Source organism: Rhodococcoides navarretei, assembly GCF_038069675.1.
In the GTDB taxonomy this organism is placed as follows: Bacteria; Actinomycetota; Actinomycetes; order Mycobacteriales; family Mycobacteriaceae; genus Rhodococcoides; species Rhodococcoides navarretei.
Map to the genome: position 1 here is coordinate 4,277,380 of NZ_JBBPCN010000001.1, position 15,988 is coordinate 4,293,367.

At 66.0% G+C, this 15,988-nt stretch carries 17 protein-coding genes; 15 read left to right on the forward strand and 2 right to left on the reverse strand.

Going from position 1 to position 15,988, the window contains the following annotated elements; genetic code table 11:
* The 15 genes from AABD04_RS20085 (at position 1) to AABD04_RS20155 (ending at position 14,648) form a co-directional block, all read left to right on the forward strand.
* Complete coding sequence (locus tag AABD04_RS20085; protein WP_032393575.1) at positions 1 to 237, forward strand: hypothetical protein; 237 nt, start codon at positions 1 to 3, stop codon at positions 235 to 237.
* 47 nt (positions 238 to 284) lie between these two features.
* Complete coding sequence (locus AABD04_RS20090) at positions 285 to 959, forward strand: hypothetical protein (RefSeq protein WP_121870946.1); 675 nt, start codon at positions 285 to 287, stop codon at positions 957 to 959.
* Positions 959 to 1,828 (forward strand): hypothetical protein, encoded by an 870-nt coding sequence (locus AABD04_RS20095; protein ID WP_241259768.1) that lies wholly within the window; start codon positions 959 to 961, stop codon positions 1,826 to 1,828. Before AABD04_RS20090 ends, AABD04_RS20095 begins: the two co-directional genes overlap by 1 nt.
* Positions 1,825 to 3,390, forward strand: a complete 1,566-nt coding sequence (locus tag AABD04_RS20100; protein ID WP_121870947.1) for a hypothetical protein — start codon at positions 1,825 to 1,827, stop codon at positions 3,388 to 3,390. Before AABD04_RS20095 ends, AABD04_RS20100 begins: the two co-directional genes overlap by 4 nt.
* Before the next feature lie 65 nt (positions 3,391 to 3,455).
* Positions 3,456 to 4,943 (forward strand): SCO6880 family protein, encoded by a 1,488-nt coding sequence (locus tag AABD04_RS20105; RefSeq protein WP_121870948.1) that lies wholly within the window; start codon positions 3,456 to 3,458, stop codon positions 4,941 to 4,943.
* A 28-nt stretch (positions 4,944 to 4,971) separates the two neighbouring features.
* Positions 4,972 to 6,681 carry a hypothetical protein gene (locus AABD04_RS20110; protein WP_206511069.1) on the forward strand — a complete coding sequence of 570 codons (1,710 nt, stop codon included), beginning with the start codon at positions 4,972 to 4,974 and terminating at the stop codon, positions 6,679 to 6,681.
* Complete coding sequence (locus tag AABD04_RS20115; RefSeq protein ID WP_094622100.1) at positions 6,678 to 6,986, forward strand: transposase; 309 nt, start codon at positions 6,678 to 6,680, stop codon at positions 6,984 to 6,986. Before AABD04_RS20110 ends, AABD04_RS20115 begins: the two co-directional genes overlap by 4 nt.
* Before the next feature lie 4 nt (positions 6,987 to 6,990).
* The gene (locus AABD04_RS20120; RefSeq protein ID WP_341442272.1) at positions 6,991 to 8,649 is read left to right on the forward strand and encodes a peptidoglycan DD-metalloendopeptidase family protein; all 1,659 of its coding nucleotides are present in this window, start codon (positions 6,991 to 6,993) and stop codon (positions 8,647 to 8,649) included.
* Entirely contained in the window at positions 8,646 to 9,239 is a 594-nt protein-coding gene (locus AABD04_RS20125; protein WP_206511067.1) for a hypothetical protein, read from the forward strand. The genes AABD04_RS20120 and AABD04_RS20125 overlap by 4 nt, the downstream gene beginning before the upstream one ends.
* Complete coding sequence (locus AABD04_RS20130; protein ID WP_206511066.1) at positions 9,236 to 9,475, forward strand: hypothetical protein; 240 nt, start codon at positions 9,236 to 9,238, stop codon at positions 9,473 to 9,475. Before AABD04_RS20125 ends, AABD04_RS20130 begins: the two co-directional genes overlap by 4 nt.
* A 33-nt stretch (positions 9,476 to 9,508) precedes the next feature.
* Entirely contained in the window at positions 9,509 to 11,416 is a 1,908-nt protein-coding gene (locus tag AABD04_RS20135; RefSeq protein WP_206511065.1) for a type IV secretory system conjugative DNA transfer family protein, read from the forward strand.
* Positions 11,413 to 12,024 carry a DUF4913 domain-containing protein gene (locus tag AABD04_RS20140; protein ID WP_294638009.1) on the forward strand — a complete coding sequence of 204 codons (612 nt, stop codon included), beginning with the start codon at positions 11,413 to 11,415 and terminating at the stop codon, positions 12,022 to 12,024. Before AABD04_RS20135 ends, AABD04_RS20140 begins: the two co-directional genes overlap by 4 nt.
* A gap of 52 nt (positions 12,025 to 12,076) precedes the next feature.
* Positions 12,077 to 12,943: a hypothetical protein gene (locus AABD04_RS20145; RefSeq protein ID WP_206511064.1), complete on the forward strand. Its 867-nt coding sequence runs from the start codon at positions 12,077 to 12,079 to the stop codon at positions 12,941 to 12,943.
* A gap of 41 nt (positions 12,944 to 12,984) precedes the next feature.
* Entirely contained in the window at positions 12,985 to 13,422 is a 438-nt protein-coding gene (locus AABD04_RS20150; protein WP_206511063.1) for a hypothetical protein, read from the forward strand.
* Between the two features lie 134 nt (positions 13,423 to 13,556).
* Positions 13,557 to 14,648, forward strand: a complete 1,092-nt coding sequence (locus tag AABD04_RS20155) for a hypothetical protein (RefSeq protein ID WP_341442273.1) — start codon at positions 13,557 to 13,559, stop codon at positions 14,646 to 14,648.
* A 95-nt stretch (positions 14,649 to 14,743) separates the two neighbouring features.
* Here the strand turns inward: AABD04_RS20155 and AABD04_RS20160 are convergent, their stop codons facing one another.
* Positions 14,744 to 15,235 carry a Pycsar system effector family protein gene (locus AABD04_RS20160; protein WP_176457858.1) on the reverse strand — a complete coding sequence of 164 codons (492 nt, stop codon included), beginning with the start codon at positions 15,233 to 15,235 and terminating at the stop codon, positions 14,744 to 14,746.
* Positions 15,232 to 15,975, reverse strand: coding sequence for an adenylate/guanylate cyclase domain-containing protein (locus AABD04_RS20165; RefSeq protein ID WP_141215092.1), 744 nt, complete (start codon positions 15,973 to 15,975; stop codon positions 15,232 to 15,234). Before AABD04_RS20165 ends, AABD04_RS20160 begins: the two co-directional genes overlap by 4 nt.
* Positions 15,976 to 15,988 lie beyond the last annotated feature (13 nt).

A 15,988-nucleotide genomic window follows, 5' to 3' on the forward strand; every position in this document is an offset into this window, starting at 1 on the left:
GTGAAGACACCACCGACCGAGGTCACCGAACCATTGGTGCAGTTGCTGCAATACCTGCTCTGGTTCGCCTTCGCGATATTCACCATCCGATTGATCTGGGCCGCAGGACGTTTGGCCTACACCCGACGAGAGTCCCCCCACGAGACCGACGCCGCTCAATCGATCGTGGTCACGCTCATCTCGGCCGTGTTCGCCTCTGCCGCAACCGGTATCGCCGCAGCCCTGTTGACGTTCTGACCATGCGAGCGCCCCAGCATCGCGTAACGAAAGAGGCATCTCCGACCATGACCGCATCCACACCCGACGACGGGGCACCCCGCATCCGCGGGGCACGAGCATGGATAGCCGTCGGGCTGCTCGCAGCGGCACTGGCCACGGCCTGCAGCTCCGGCGGCACCGAAGCCACCGATACGGCGGCTCCGACCACCTCGACGGCCCCGGATCCGTCCGCACCACCGACCGGGGTGCGCTGGCAGGACTACCAAGGCATCGCACTGCCTGTCGGCGATCAGGGCCCGGCCCGCAATCCGGGAAGCGGCCCTGTCGGCGGATTCACTCACGACCCGCAGGGTGCGGCCCTGGCAGCACTGCAACAGACCGTGCGGATCTCGGTCGCTCCCGACTACCAATGGCCATCGGTGGTCAATGCCGCGGTCGCTCCCGGACCTGCACGTGACTCGTTCGCCGTCAACCGGCAGCTGATCTCGATCACCGCACCCCCTGCCGCCGACGAGCGTCCCTCGATCGCCGGGTACCGGATCACCGACTACACCGCCGAGCGGGCGGCTCTGACGATCTACACCACCTTCCCCGACGAATCGATCGCCGCATCCGACACCGCAGTTCTCTGGTCGGGCGAGGACTGGCGGCTACTGCTTCCCGAGCCCGGCGACACCACCGTCAGAGTGCGCTCGATCACCGAAGTACCGGCAGAGGCAACACCCTTGGAGAAATCGTGATGAGCACAGCCCCGCGACACAATCCCGTGCCGTCGTCCCCGGGTGACGACGGACAGGTCCTGGGCGGACGCCGGTGGACGCTGGTGCTGTCGGTGATCGTGATCGTTCTCGTCGTCGTCGGCGGCACCGCGGCCGTCCTGATCAACCGCAGCGCCCGCGAGAGCGCCGCGTCGCAACCCGACACCGCCAGTCCCGCCGCGCCGCAGCCGACCCAGAGCAACCGCGCCGACTGGGGACTGCCCTACCTCGACGAACTCGGCTTCCGCGTCGAGGTGCCCCCGAACCCGAACGGCATCGCCCTCGACCAAGACCCCGGCTCTCGCCCCGATCCCAGCTCCGCCGACTACCAGAGCGCCCCGCCTGCCGGGGTGATCTGGCAGAAAGTGCAGAACTATCCCCTCCCGTTCTCCGCCTCCGACGGGCCCACCGCAGTCGACGGTGCCCTCGCCACCGGCTTCGCTCGAACCCCACAAGGCGCGGCCCTGGCGGGACTGCAGCTGGTGAACCGCAGCCAATCCACGTTCGAGGGTGCAGCGGCAGTGATGAGTACCCGAGCGGTCGCCTCGACCCCCGAGCTGCAGACCGAGCTCGACCGCAATCTCGCCAACGCCCAACGTCAGATCGCGGCCGGCAACACCGCGCCGCCGGCCAAGCCATTGTTTCGACAGGAGGCCTACCGCCTGACCTACTACTCCTCGGATTACGCGGTGATCGAATACGCCGGCAAGAACGTCTCCGGCAACGGCTGGACCACGGTGCCGATCGAGCTGCTCTGGCGCGGCGGCGACTGGTCCCTCAAGCTCGCCGAGGCGGGCAAGGTCGGCAACACCCCGACGTTGGCGGGGTGGACGCAATGGCCCGGCAAATGACGACCCTCGCCCTCCGGTACCTCCGGTCGACCGCAGTGGCACTGGTGATCGCGCTTGCGGTGATGCTGACCGGCAGTGCGATCGCGGCCGCGCAGCAACCCACCCCGGACGACACGGCACAGACGGACTCGGCGCAGACCACCGCGTGCGACACCGCCGGCGACGTCGTCGGAGACGTATTGGGCACGCAGTTGCCGGTTATCGGCGATCTGATCGGCGGCGCGAGCGGCGCACTGTGCGCCGCCGATGGCAACCCCCTCGACGCAGCCAAAAACTTCGCCACCAGCCAGTTCGCGGAGATGTGGGAATCGCAGTTCGGGGAGATCGTGCAGTCGATCCTCACCGGCATGGCGCAAGTACTGACCATGGCGATGACCTGGTGGATCAAGATCCCGAACCCGGATCTGCAGAATTTCACTCCGCTGCAGACGATCTCGGAGTACACGGGCTGGATACAACTCGCACTGCTGGTCGCGACGATCATCTTCCTGGCCTTGCGTCTGGCGGCTGCGCGTCGTCACGCACTGCTCAACGAAGCCGAAGAAACCTATAAGGCCCTCTCCCGCACCGTCATTGCCGCCACGATGTTCTCCGTCGTCGTCGCCGCGGGAACCCGTGCCGGGGACGCGTTCTCGGACTGGCTGATCACCGATACCTCCAACCGTGACCCGGTGGGCATGGTCGACTCGATGCTCTCGATCAACTCCTACGGCAGCGCCACCCCGGGGCTGATGCTGATCATCGGATTTGTCGGACTTCTCGGCGCGATCGCGCAGGCAGTGATGCTCGTGGCCCGCCAGGTGCTTCTCATTGCCGCTGTCGCGGCCGCACCGCTCGCGGCCGCGGCCGGAGGTACCTCGGTCGGCTCACAGTCCTACGAGAAGATCGTGGCCTGGATCATTGCGTTCCTGCTCTTCAAGCCCGTCGGCGCACTGGTCTACGCGATGGCGTTCCTGACCGCACAGAACTCGGCGAACGTCACCGAGGGCGAGATCCCCGACATCGACCAGCTCCAACAATCGCTGTTGGGCATCGTCATGCTCACCATGGCCGCGGCGGTTCTGCCCGCGATGATGCGCCTGTTGGTGCCGGCGGTCGCGGCCGTCGGCTCGGGTGGATCCGGTGCCGCCGCAGCAGGAACAGCTCTGATGGCCGGAGCTGCGGTCGCCACGGGCGGAAAGTCCATGGCTGCAGGCAAAGCAGTCGGTGGCGGCAGCGCAGGCGCGGCAGCGTTCTCCGGAGGGGCCGGTGGTGCCGGACGACTCGCCGGCGGTGGCGGTGGTGGTGGTGGTGGTGGCGGCGGCGGCGGCGGAAGTCGCCCGAGCCCACGACCGAACCTGACCCCACCCTCGCCAGGCGGTTCGCCGTCCTCGGCATCAGGCCGACAGAGTCAGAGCGCCAACGGATCTCGCGGAGGATCGGGCGGCGGATCGGGATCGAAGGCAGCCAAGGCGGTGGGGTCCGGAGCTGCGGGCGCAGGACGTTCGGCCGACGACCTCGCCGGTGGCCGAACCTCGAACAACAACAGCAGCAGCGGTAACCGACACGCGATACCGCGATGACCACCCCGACATCGGCCACACCGGTTGTGGCGCAACGTGTTCTTTCCTATCCGAGGAGTGAGTAGATGGCGACGAGAACCGAAGCAGGTCTGCTCTACCACGGGTGGACCAAGCCCCGAAACACCGGATTGTTCGGTGCGACATGGGCAGCGACGATCATCGGGTTCGTCCTGGTGATCTCGGTGATGGTGACCATGATGTTCGCCGGTTTCGGCACAGGCGTGGTCGTCGCAACAATCGCGACAGTTGTTGCCGCACCGCTGGTGTGGAGCAGAGATGGTCGATCCGGATACGAAATGACGGTGCTGAGAATGCAGTGGATACGAGCACGACGCAGGAAAGAGAACATCTACCGAGGCGGGCTGTTCTCCGAACTACCCGGAGGCAAAGCGTTCCTCCCGGGCATCATGGCCCCGACCAAACTCTACGAAGGCGAAGACGCCGCCGGGTTCCGGTTCGGGATGATCCACATGCCCGCCAAGCACTGCTACACCGTGGTGCTGCGCGCCTGGCCGCAGGGCGACGAAGCAGTCGATCAGTCCCTGATCAACAACTGGGTCGGCGAATGGGGAGTCGTACTCGCCGCGATGGGCCAGACTTCCGACATCGTGGCCGTCGTCCCGGTCATCGACACAGTCCCCGAAACCGGTAACCGGTTGCTCGCCGAAGTCGACCGCAACACCGCGCCGAATGCACCTGCCCTGGCTCAGCATTCGATGTACGACCTCGCCGAGTCGCTGCCCACCGAACAGGTCCAGCTCGAGGCCCGGATCGCAGTGACATTCCGCGCCACCACTGATGCCCGCAAGAAGGACCCGTCCGAGCAGGCCGTCGAGATCAGCCGTCGACTACCAGGGCTGTGCGCGGCCCTCAAATCGGCGTCGGTGATGGTCCGGCCCATGCCTGCGGCCGACATCGTCGCCTTCGTCCGGCGCTCCACCGATCCCGCTTCACAGGCAGATCTCGAACGCGCGTCGTCGAGCTCGGCGGGACACGGACTTCACTGGGACGACGCCGGACCGGTTTCGCACGAGGAGAAGTTCGACCAGTACGTCCACGACGGTGGCCGGTCGGTGACCTGGGAAATGGATTCCGCTCCCGCCAGCGCCGTCGACGAGGGCGTCCTTCGGCGCATCCTCGCTCCCAATCCCGACGTGCCTCGCAAACGTGTCGCGATCATCTACCGACCCCACACCGCGGCGGATGCGGTCAAGATCGTCGACACCGACTACAAGAACGCACTCATCGCCGAGCAAGGCGGGCGCGGCATCGGATCGGTGACCGCCTCGATCAAGGTCGAATCGACCTCCCGCGCCCGCGAAGAGCAGGCCCGTGGCCACGGACTCGTGCGCTTCGGGGTGCTGATCACCGTCACCGAGCCCCTCACCGGCGACATCCCGGCCATCGAAGCCATCGTCCGCGATCTGTCGGTGCAGTGCCGTCTCAAGATCCGCCGCGCCTACCGCTGGCAGGCCGCCGGGTTCTACGGCTCCCTCGGCATCGGTGCAGTGCTGCCCGAACACGCCACCCTCCCCGGCGCACTCGCCGGATAAGCACCCGAGACGAGAAGAGGACCCGTCCATGGTCAAGATCCTCGACGACACCGCCCGCGCGGCCCTGGTCGTCGCCGCGAACCGTCCCGGCGTGCGCAGCATGTGGGCCAAACACAGGCTCGCCACCGACGACCGCCGCCGCCGCAACCGCGACGCCGCGGACTACTCGTCCTCGGCCGACGGCTTCGCCCGCTCCACCCTGCGCCTGACCGACCGCGGATTCGCCGGCCCAGGGGGCGGGCGCACCAACACCGTCGGCCGACAGATCGAATACCGCGCCACCTCCGTCCAAGCTGCCGGCCTGTGGCCGTGGTCGGTCGGTGCCGGAGCACCACTGATCGGGACCCCGATCGGGCAACACCTGCTCACCCGCGCCGCGGTCTGCTTCGACCTGCTCAACTGGTTCATCGAAGGTCTGATCACCGCACCGGTGGGCTTCGTGCTCGGACTCAACGGTTACGGCAAGTCCTCGTTCGTACGACGCGTGGTCCTGGGCGGTATCGCACAGAACGTCACCACCCTCGTCCTGGCCGACGTCAAGCCCGACTACCGCAAGGAAATCGAAGCCGTCGGAGGCCAGGTGATCGATCTCGGCTACGGATACGGACGCATCAACCCGCTCGCCGGTGGGGTCCTGGGATCGGTGATCCCCACCCTCTCGGCGTTCCCCGACCTGCAGCGCCGCATGCTCGCCGAGCTCCGCGGCCGCCAGGTCCAGGTCGTCTCGGGACTGATCGAACTCTCCCGCGGCGGCCAGGTGCAGGACTTCGAGGAAACCATCCTCGCGACCTCGCTGAACCTGCTCTACGGCGAGATGGGCTACACCCCCGATCGCCCGCCCCTACTCGGTGACCTGCTCGCCCTCGTCATCGACGGACACCCCGAACTGATCGCCGACGCCGGCGAAGACACCGTCGAGGAGTACCGACGCTCGACCAAACGCCTCCGGCAATCACTGCGCGGGCTGATCAAAGGACGGTTCGGTGAAGTGTTCAACGGACACACCACCACCGAAATCGACATCGACGCCGTCGCCATCTGCATCGATGTCTCGCACATCGCCGAAGGCGACACCAAACTCAAAGCGGCCGTGATGCTCGTGTGCTGGTCCGACGGCTTCGCCGCCATCGAAGCCGCACACGCCCTCGCCGACGCGGGCCTGGGACCGCAGCGCTACTTCCAGGCCATCATGGACGAGCTCTGGCAGGTCCTGGGACTGGGCGACTTCATGGTCGACCGCGTCAACGCCCTCACCCGCTTGAACCGAGCCATCGCCACCGCGCTGTGGATGATCACCCACACCATCACCGACCTCGAATCGCAGTCGACGACCGGATCGGCGAACAAAGCCCTGGGCTTCCTCGAACGCGCCCGCGTCAAGGTCATCGGCCCGATCCCGGAAAAAGAAGTCGAACGCCTGGCCGGCATCGTCAAGTTCACGGCCACCGAATCCGACATGGTCAGCGGATGGTCCGCGCCGCCGCCCATGACCGGAGATCGCCGCAAACACGACGAGCCGATCGAGCCCCCATCCGGACTCGGCAAGTTCTTGATCAAGATCGGCGAGAGCGAACTGAGCCCCGGCATCCCGGTACAGCTGATCTTCTCCGCCGCCGAGATCGACGCCGGCATCCACGACACCAACTCCCGGTTCAGTGAGTTCGCCGACGCGAACCTCGTCCGCGAGGTCATCGAAGCCGACATCGCCGCCCCTGAGCAAGCAGGAGCGCTCGCATGATCGCCGAACGCAAGTACAAGCGCCTCACCCCCGAACTGCGGGCAGCAGCAGTACAGACCGTCGCCAAGGTCGCCACCGAGGTGTCCTCCCGGTGGAGAGCGATCGAGCTCGTCGCCGAAACCCTCGAGGTCCACCCGAACACCCTGCGCAACTGGGTCGTGGCCGCCGGCCGCGACGCCGCCCCCGTCACCACCGAAGAAGCTGAGCGCCGCGCCCGCGAACACAAAGTCCAGCTCGCGGCCGCGACGGAGCTGATCGCCACCCTGACCGCAGGAATGGGTCCGCACACCGGTCGGCGCGCATAGCGACGTGGACGCCAAGAAACTCCTCGTCGCCACCGCCGCGACACTTCTCGGGCTGGTCCTGATCGTGGTGGTCATCCTCGCTCCGGCGTCGACGACCATCGCCTGCGCTCCCCCGTCCGGTGCCGCGGCCGGCGCGATCGCGCCGGCCGGGACGCTGGTCAAGCCCACCGCCAGCGACACCACCACCGACAGCTCCGGTTTCGGCCCCCGGTGGGGCACCGTCCACCAGGGCATCGACCGCGCCGGCCCGGTCGGCACCCCGATCTACGCCTTCACAGACGGACGTGTGGCCGAAGCCGGGGAGGCCGCCGGATTCGGGCACTGGATCATCCTCGACCACGAGATCGACGGCCGGACCTACTCCACCGTCTACGGTCACATGTTCGCCGACGGTGTCCTCGTCTCTGCCGGCCAGCACGTCTCGGCCGGCCAGGAGATCGGAAAGATCGGCAACGACGGCGAATCGACGGGCGCACACCTGCATTTCGAGGTGTGGGAGGGCGCGCGGCTCCCCGACGGTGCTGGAACCGCAGTCGACCCCGCGCCGTGGGTCGCCAAGGCCGCCGAGCCCGGCACCGCCGCCCAGCCACAGACCTCGAGCTCCCCCGGTGCAGGAACGGGCGGCCTCAATGCCGCACAGCTCGCACTGGCGAAACAGACCGTAGCCATCGGCGAGGCGATGGGGGTACCCGAACAGGGAATCGTCGTCGCGCTCGCCACCGAAGGCCAGGAGTCGACCTATCGGATGCTCGCCAGCTCGAACGTCCCGGACTCCACGAACTACCCCCACGACGGCATTGGATCGGATCACCTGTCGGTCAACCAATTTCAGCAACAAGTCACGATCTGGGGCACGACGGAAGAGCTGATGAATCCAGTGACCGCGAACATCAAGTTCTACACCGCCCTGCTGAAGATCCCCGGCTGGCAGTCGATGGCTGTCACCGACGCCGCCCAAGCAGTGCAAGGGTCTGGCCACCCCGGGGCCTACGCCGACGACGAACCACTCGCCCGCCAGCTCTACGCACAGTTCAAAGGTGCCCGCGCCGACCTGACCGCCGACGACCTCGCAGCGATCGCCAACAACGGCACCGGCGCTGTGGCCACCGCCGTCGTCGACGGCGGCACCGCCCCCGGTGCCTGCACCCCGCCTGCCGGCGGAGCGAGCGGAGGACCGACCTTCGTCCCCGGCGGCCCGTTCGGAGCCAATGTCATTGCCGCAGCGTCGAGATGGATCGGCACACCCTACGCATGGGGAGGCGGAGATTCGAGCGGTCCGACCCGAGGAATCAGCGACGGTGGAGGCGCAGCCGACGCGAACGGCGACACCGCCAAAACCGGGTTCGACTGCTCCGAATTGACCCTCTACGCGGTCTTCCAAGCATCGGGCGGAAAGATCACGCTCCCGCACTACACCGGCGACACCTCCAACCCCGGACAGCTGGGCGACCTACGGGGACAACAGATCCCGTTCGAGGACAAGCAACCCGGAGACCTCATCTACTTCGGCTCCGGAGGCAACACCCACCACGTCGGTATCTACACCGGCACCGAAGGCGGCCAGGACATGCTCCTCAACGCCCCCCAGTCCGGCCAAACCGTCTCGATCATGCCGCTCTCCGGCTGGGCCGGAGAAGACATGTACGTCAGGAGATTCGGATGACCACCACACCACGCACCCACCGACGCGCCGCTTTGGCCTTGCTGGCGGCCCTCACCTTGGTCATCGGTGGCTGCGGCAGCGACGACTCCGGTCAGGACACCGGTGACCAGCCTCTCGATGCCGGCGGACCGACGACCTCGCTACCCGCGCCCTCGACCCCGGACCTGCCACAGGCCTTCGCCGGGGTCGACCAGACCGATCCCGAGCAGGTCATGCTGGCCGCCGCGACCACTCTGTTCTCCTACACCCCGGCAGACGAGCCCAACCAGCTCGCCGCAGCGAAGCGGGCGCAGCCGCTGTTCGACGAGCGCTACTACGCCGACAACGCCGCTTCGTTCATCGCCCTCGCCCCGATCACCGGCAACCAGTGGCAGGACTGGGCACAGGCAGGTGCCCGCGTCATCGCGGTCGCCGCGATCGGCGGCGACGACCATCCCGCCGATCAGAGCGGCCGAGTCTCACGCGTGGTCACCGTCACCCAAACCGCCACGACCCCCGACGGAAAGACACTGGGAACCAACACCTTCGCGGCCTACTTCACCGCCACCAAACTCGGCGTGTGGCGCATCAACGCGGTGGCTGTGCGATGAGCTTCCTGGTCCTCTACGGCCACGGCACCGCCGCCGGGCCTTCTCCCGCCCCCGCCCTGCAGATCGCAGCCGACAGCATGGTCGGCTACATCGACGAGCTCGAACGAGGCCACACATTCGTTGCCGTACAGGGCCATTCGCACGCCGTGACACCGCTCCAGGTAGCCGATCCACCGGGATCGCGCACCGCCCCCGGCTTCACCGTCACCATCACCGCCATCGTCGAAGTCTCCTGACACACCCGCCCACCAACGAGAAGGACTCCACACATGCGCACTCGCAGCGTCAAAGACCCCGCCACCACCGACGGCTCCCTGGTCCTGCTCGGCTTCGGTGCCGCCGTCGCCGCCCTCGCCGGAGGCGGACTGTGGGCCGGCATTCACCTGGGCACCGACCAACCCGCCCCGGACAATCCCATCGCCATCGCCAAACGCCTGTTCCGCGGCGATCTCGTATGGCAGACCGGCTCGACGATCGTCGTCGTCCTCTCCGCACTGGTGCTGCTCGCGGCGGCGGTCGGAGCGCTGGTGCTGCTCGGTCGCTACCGGAGCAAGAAAACCCGCGTCGACGACAAGGCCCGCCACCTCGGCCGTGGCCGCGACATCGAATCGCTCAGCGAGAAAGGATGCAGACGCAAAGCAGCGGACCTGGCGATCGAGCTGACACCCACACAGGTACCCGGCGTCCAGGTCGGCCGTCACCTGCTCTCCAAACAGATGCTGCGCGGCAGTTACGAGGACCTGCACTGCGACATCTGGGGGCCGCGGACCGGTAAGTCCTCCTCGCGGGTCATCCCGGCGATTCTCGACGCCCCGGGCGGGGTGATCACCACCTCCAACAAACGCGACGTCGTCGACGCGACGCGGCTCTGGCGCAGCGTCCGTCTTCTCGACCGCGTCACCGGGGAACCGGTCAAGGCCGCGGCGGTGGACTGGAGCACCTACGGCGACAGTAAGGCCGTCCCGGCCAAGGGCATGGTGTCCGTCGAGTCCCTCGAGCGGCGCCCGGTGTGGGTGTTCGACCCGCAGCAGGTCGCCGACGAACAGCCCAGCTGGTGGTGGAACCCGCTGACCTGGGTCACCGACGAAGTCAAAGCCGCCGACCTCGCCGAACACTTCGCCTCCGGCGACGACGGGGTCGAAGCCAAGAAGGACCCGTTCTTCGACCCCGAGGGCCAGGACCTGCTCGCCGGGCTGATCCTCGCCGCTGCAGTGGCCGGACGCCCGATCACCGACGTCTACACCTGGGCAACGCAGGAGAAGAACAAGGAGCCCGTCGAAATCCTCCGAGGCACCGCCGACGGCCGATACCGCCTGCAAGCGGACGGCCTTGCCGCACAGTACAACCAGACCGAGAAGCAGCGATCCGGCGTCTTCACCACCGCCAAGAAGATGATCCGATCGCTCAAGCTCTCCGCAGTGCACCCGTGGATCCGTGCGAGCGGACCCGGCGATACTCGCCCGCACTTCGACCCACGGGCGTTCGTCGCCGAGGGCGGCACGATGTACAGCCTCTCCCGCGAAGGAAACGGCTCCGCCGGTCCCCTGGTCACCGCCCTGACCGTGGCCATCATCGACGCCGCCGAACAGCTCGCCACCACTTCCCCCAAAGGCCGTCTCCCCGTCCCCCTCCTCGCACCGCTCGACGAGGTCGCCAACGTCGTGCGCTGGGCGAAACTACCCGGCCTCTACAGCCACTACGGCTCCCGCGGCATCATCATCATGGCCGTCCTCCAGTCCTGGTCCCAAGGCGTAAACGTCTGGGGCACAGAAGGAATGCGCAAACTCTGGTCCGCCGCCAACGTCCGCGTCTACGGCGGCGGCGTCGCGATCGACGACGGCGAATTCCTCCGCAACATGTCCACCGCGATCGGTGATCACTGGGAAATCAGCGGATCGGTCTCCACGAGCGATCACGGCCGCAGCGTCTCACGCTCGCGCACCAAACAACGCACCTTCACCGAAGCCGAACTCGAAGCCCTCCCCCGCGGACGCGCCATCGTCCGATCATCGGGCAACACACCGGTTCTCGTGCGGACCGTGCCGTGGTGGGAAGGACCGAACCAGGCCGCCGTCGTCGCGTCCATCAGAGTCCACGACCCCGAAGCCGATCGCACCCTCGCCGGCGCAGTCACCCTCGTCGGGAACGTCGACCTGACCAGAGAGGGTGCAGCGTGAGCGAGGATTTCAGCTTCGACGGCCTCGACGACACCGCCACCGAAGCTGCCACCGGATCGTTGAGCGAGCCGATGCAGGCCCGGGTCCAGGCGGGCGTCGATCGACGCCTGAGCGCCGAAGTCGACGCGATCGCCGCCGCACAGTTCGAGGAGCTCCTGACCCCCGAGCTGCACCACCAGCTGGCCGAGGCGACACGGGCTCGGATGGAAGCCGAGCTCGACGCCGCGATAGACGCGGCCAGCAACGAGCCCGAACCGCTCAAGTTCGGGTCGGTCGAGGAGTTCGTGCGCGACCACCTCGCCGTCCTCTACCGCCGCGAGGTCGAAGACGTACCGTACCGGTGCTGGTGCCCGCAGTGGTGGCGGCACGCCGAAGCCGTCGCCCGCCTCGAAGCGCTGTGGCGATCGTTCGAGCACCTGCGCAAGGACCCACACACCGGCATGAGCGTGTGGCTGCGCGATCACGCCGACCACCACATGGAAAAGCTCTTCGCCTCCGACGGCCCCTTCCAGAACTGCGATACCCGCACCGGACACTCCGACCGGCTGCATGCGCTGCCCGTGGACCCCGCGCCGCCGGCGATGTTCCCCGACCAGCGACAGCGCTGACCCCCCACCGATCCGGTAACGAGCCGGACCGCCGATTGAAAGGTGACACCACATGTCCGATGACGAGCTCGGCTCCGCCAGTAGAGAAGTGGGGATGGTGTTCCGCGTCGGGATGCAGCTCGCATCCCGTTTCGCCGAACAGAGCGCCCGCCGACGTGAACAGCAGTCACGCGAGGCCGAGCAGCACAGCAACCAAGCCACACGTGAATACAGCGAACGGCTCCGCACCGAACGGATCGCCGCCGAAACCCAGCTCCGCAGGCCTTTCGCCCCTCAGTGGTGGGACCGGGCGACACCTCACGACATCACGACCGTCTACGAGCAGGCCAAGGCATGGGAAAGCGAGTCGGAGATCGCCACGCAAGCCGCAGCAACGGTCCGCAGCGAAGTTCGTCGTCGATACGGCGTCGACATCACCGATGACCGCGGGGCCCGAGCGTTCATCGACGACAGCCAGCGTAAAGATGCCCTCGCCCAGAACTCCGACAGAGCGGCAGGACTCGATCGCGCCCAGGCCGCTGCACTCATCGCGGACGCCGAGCGCCAGGACGCCGAAACGCAGCGGCTCTCACAGGACGGCTACGGATCCGGCCCTGGCATAGAAGACGCGGAGGCCCAGCCGATGAACGAACGTGAGGCCCGGGACCAGAACTCGGAGCATGCTGAGCGGTCGCAGGAAGCAAACGGACGTGCTGAGGCCGATCGCAGCTACGACAGCGCCGCACGCCGCGAGCAGTTTGCCTCGGACATGCGCGCGGCCGGTGTCGACGACGAGGCGATCGCCGCGCGGATCTCTGCAGACATCTGCCAGGGCGCACCCGCCGGTGCCATTACAGTGCCTTCGACGAAATCACCTCGAGCGCGCAAAGGACGGCCCGGCAACGGAAAGCACACCGACCGCGAACGTTCCGGCCGCTGACCTTCTTTCACGCCTAACACCCATCCAACACAGGAGATCCCATGAACACCATCACCCGCACTGTCGCCACCGCAGCCATCGCCGCCGCAGCATTGATCGGCGGGACCGGTCTCGCAGCAGCGGACGTGCCTCCTGCAACTCCGAGCCTGACCGGCGACGACATCGTCACCGTCGGAGACAACGGCGGCTGCAACGGACCCATCCACATCGACCGCACCACCGACCGAGCCCACCCCGGCCAGCTGACCATCACCGCCACACCCCGCGGAGACCTAGGCGCGCGTCCGGGCTGCGGAACAACTATTCAGGTCGACTGGGTGAACGGCATCGCACCGTTCACCCACTCCGCACAACTCCCCCTCGACGGAGGCCCCGCCACCATCACCGTCGACGCCGGACTCGGCGCAAGCTGGGTGACCGTCTCCGTACTCCCCCAGCGAGCATTTGCCGTATCGAACTACATATGGATCGCTCCGTAGTCGCGAACTCGGAACGAACACGACTGTCCACTTCGAGCTTCGAGGTGGGCAGTCGTGTCGGAGCGCTTTGCGACAATCTGCCGTCACAAGGCACCCACCCACTCTGTTCGACTGCTCACCAGCGGAGGTATCCCATGACCGGCTACTTCATCGGTCGTCCGAACGATGATGTGTTCCCGTCCCCGCCCCAAGCTGCCGTGCGGGCGGTGCGATCGCTGCTGCCCAAGCATGTACCGGCACTACTCGACGGCCTCGACGCGGTTGTACGCCCGCGGCTGGACGATGTGCTGCGCTACCACCAGCAGATGGCACCCAGATGGGACCACCCGCAACCACAGTTGAGCGAGGCAGAACGATTCGAGCGGTACAGCAACTTCGCTGTACGGCTGGCGCTTTCGGTTACCTCCGGCGCAGTCAGTGGCGAGACCTTTTACGCATCGCCTGAAGCGTCGGCCCTCGTGCAGGAGGCATCGGCACAGCCTGCCGACCTCGTCCCCGCGACAGTGGCCGATCTACCGTCCCCCAGCGGGTTCGCGTATTTCGGTGCGGCCGTACCCGAGGAATCGTTCTACCTGCTCTGGCACACAGACAGCGATCCCACGTCCTCCAACAGCGTCGGCATCCAGATGGCGACGGCAGCTGGCCTCGAAGCATTCCTGCTCCAGAACGGTGAAGCAGGGTGGGGCACCGATCGCGCTCTCCACATGCCCCTTCAATCCATGACCATGGACATCGGTGAGCCTGCCGACGATGCTCCGCCCGGTCTGAGCGCAGGCTGGGGGTTCCTCACCCAGCCACCGCATGTTCCCCAAGCCCCCGAAGGCTTCCGAAATATCTTCTGCTGGGACGATCCAGCCCTGTTCATCCGCGTCCTGATGGCGTTCACGGACCTACTACGGATGGAACGATCCAACCTGACGACCAGCGACGAAACTGTTCTGTCCAAACGCACCCACAGCCGAGGGCGCAGGGTGGAAACCGTCGTACGCCATCTGAGCTACCGGGGATCTGCCACTCCTGCCGAAACGATTGGACAGGAAGGGCGACTCAAGAATCGACACATCGTCCGCGGTCACTGGCACACCTACCGCTACGGACCGGACCGACATGAACGTCGACGCCGCTGGGTGGAGGCCCACATCAAGGGTCCCGACGGCGCACCGCTCATCGTGCGACGACGGGTAAACATAGTGCCTCCACCCCCTTCGACAGGCTCGGCAATCTAGCCAAAACAACTCGATCACGACAGTTCTGGTGCAACCCAAGCCACGACGTCGCTTCGACCGCTATCTTGCGTTTCGCAATCTGATTGTTGAGTCACCTACGCACACAGGGACGAGATCACGAGAAAGAGCACACCAACAGGTGCGAGACTCATGGAGACCTGCACCAGGCGATGCTTCGTCCACGCAATTTTGCTCATCTCGACCAGCTGCTTAGAGAGCACCGGTAGTAGGTCCGACGTCTCCAGGTGATTTTGTACCGCAGCGGCGTCTAGGTGCCTTAGATGACCGAAGTAGACGAAATTTCCACGCGCTTCGGACTGGAGTCCTCCCCTGCGTAATCGAGGTCGAACAACCAGGACAACGCACAGCACGCTCAACGCAAGCGTGAAGACGCCCAGGACGTACCAGACGACCGAGGCCCCAGCAAGATCATGGAAGACGCGGCCATCGCCGGATAACGCCACTACCCCTCCGAGTAGCGCCGACTCGATTGTCAGCGCGAACGAAGCTTTGGTATCCACCTTGCCGGTCCAATCGACCAGTGCGGCATGGATCTTCCAAGCTGTTTCGATCGGATCAGCGCTCATGAATAGGATCGCCACCACGTGGACGTGTAGACGTTCTCGATACGTGAACCGATCTTGGTATAGCCCTTGTGTTGCCACATATCGCGGACAACGCCGTCCTTCTTTTCAGAATTTTCGCTACGAAGATTTTTCTCACTGAGCAGCTCATAGACATCATCGGTGATGATGGTTGCGCCACCATCTTTGTAGTCGCTCAGCTTTGCGGCGGTGTTGGGCGCGTGGCCGATACTCACCAGGTCGTTGTGATCGCGCACTCCGCCCCTCACTACGTGCGCGAACCCAATATCGATACCGGTTCGGTGACGCAACTTCCAGTCGTTCTCCAAGAACTCGTTCCAGTACGGCTCGTACAGGGTGAGCGCATCATGGGCGAGCACCGAAATTGCCCAGTTGATTCTCAGACCCGCGTCCACCGCGTCGTTGGCGGCATCGTCACCCTTGAACATTGCCATCACTCGGTCCCCGTCGAAACTCCGAATTTCACCACCTCGGTCTCTGATCACTCGGCATACGGTTGTAAGAAATACACGCAGTATGCGAGCACCTTCGTCGTACTCGAAGCGGCTCGGAATGCTGGAAGAGTCCGCCATGTCGGTGTACAGGTACGCGACATCGGAAAGCGCAACGTAGTCGTGCGGCCCTATCGAGCTGCTTGTAGGGATCACACGGCCATCACGAATCTTGAATGGCGTATTGATGAGGCTGTCGACTTGGGTCTCTAGGTCCGATTTGAAGCTCAACGCGGGTCCTCCG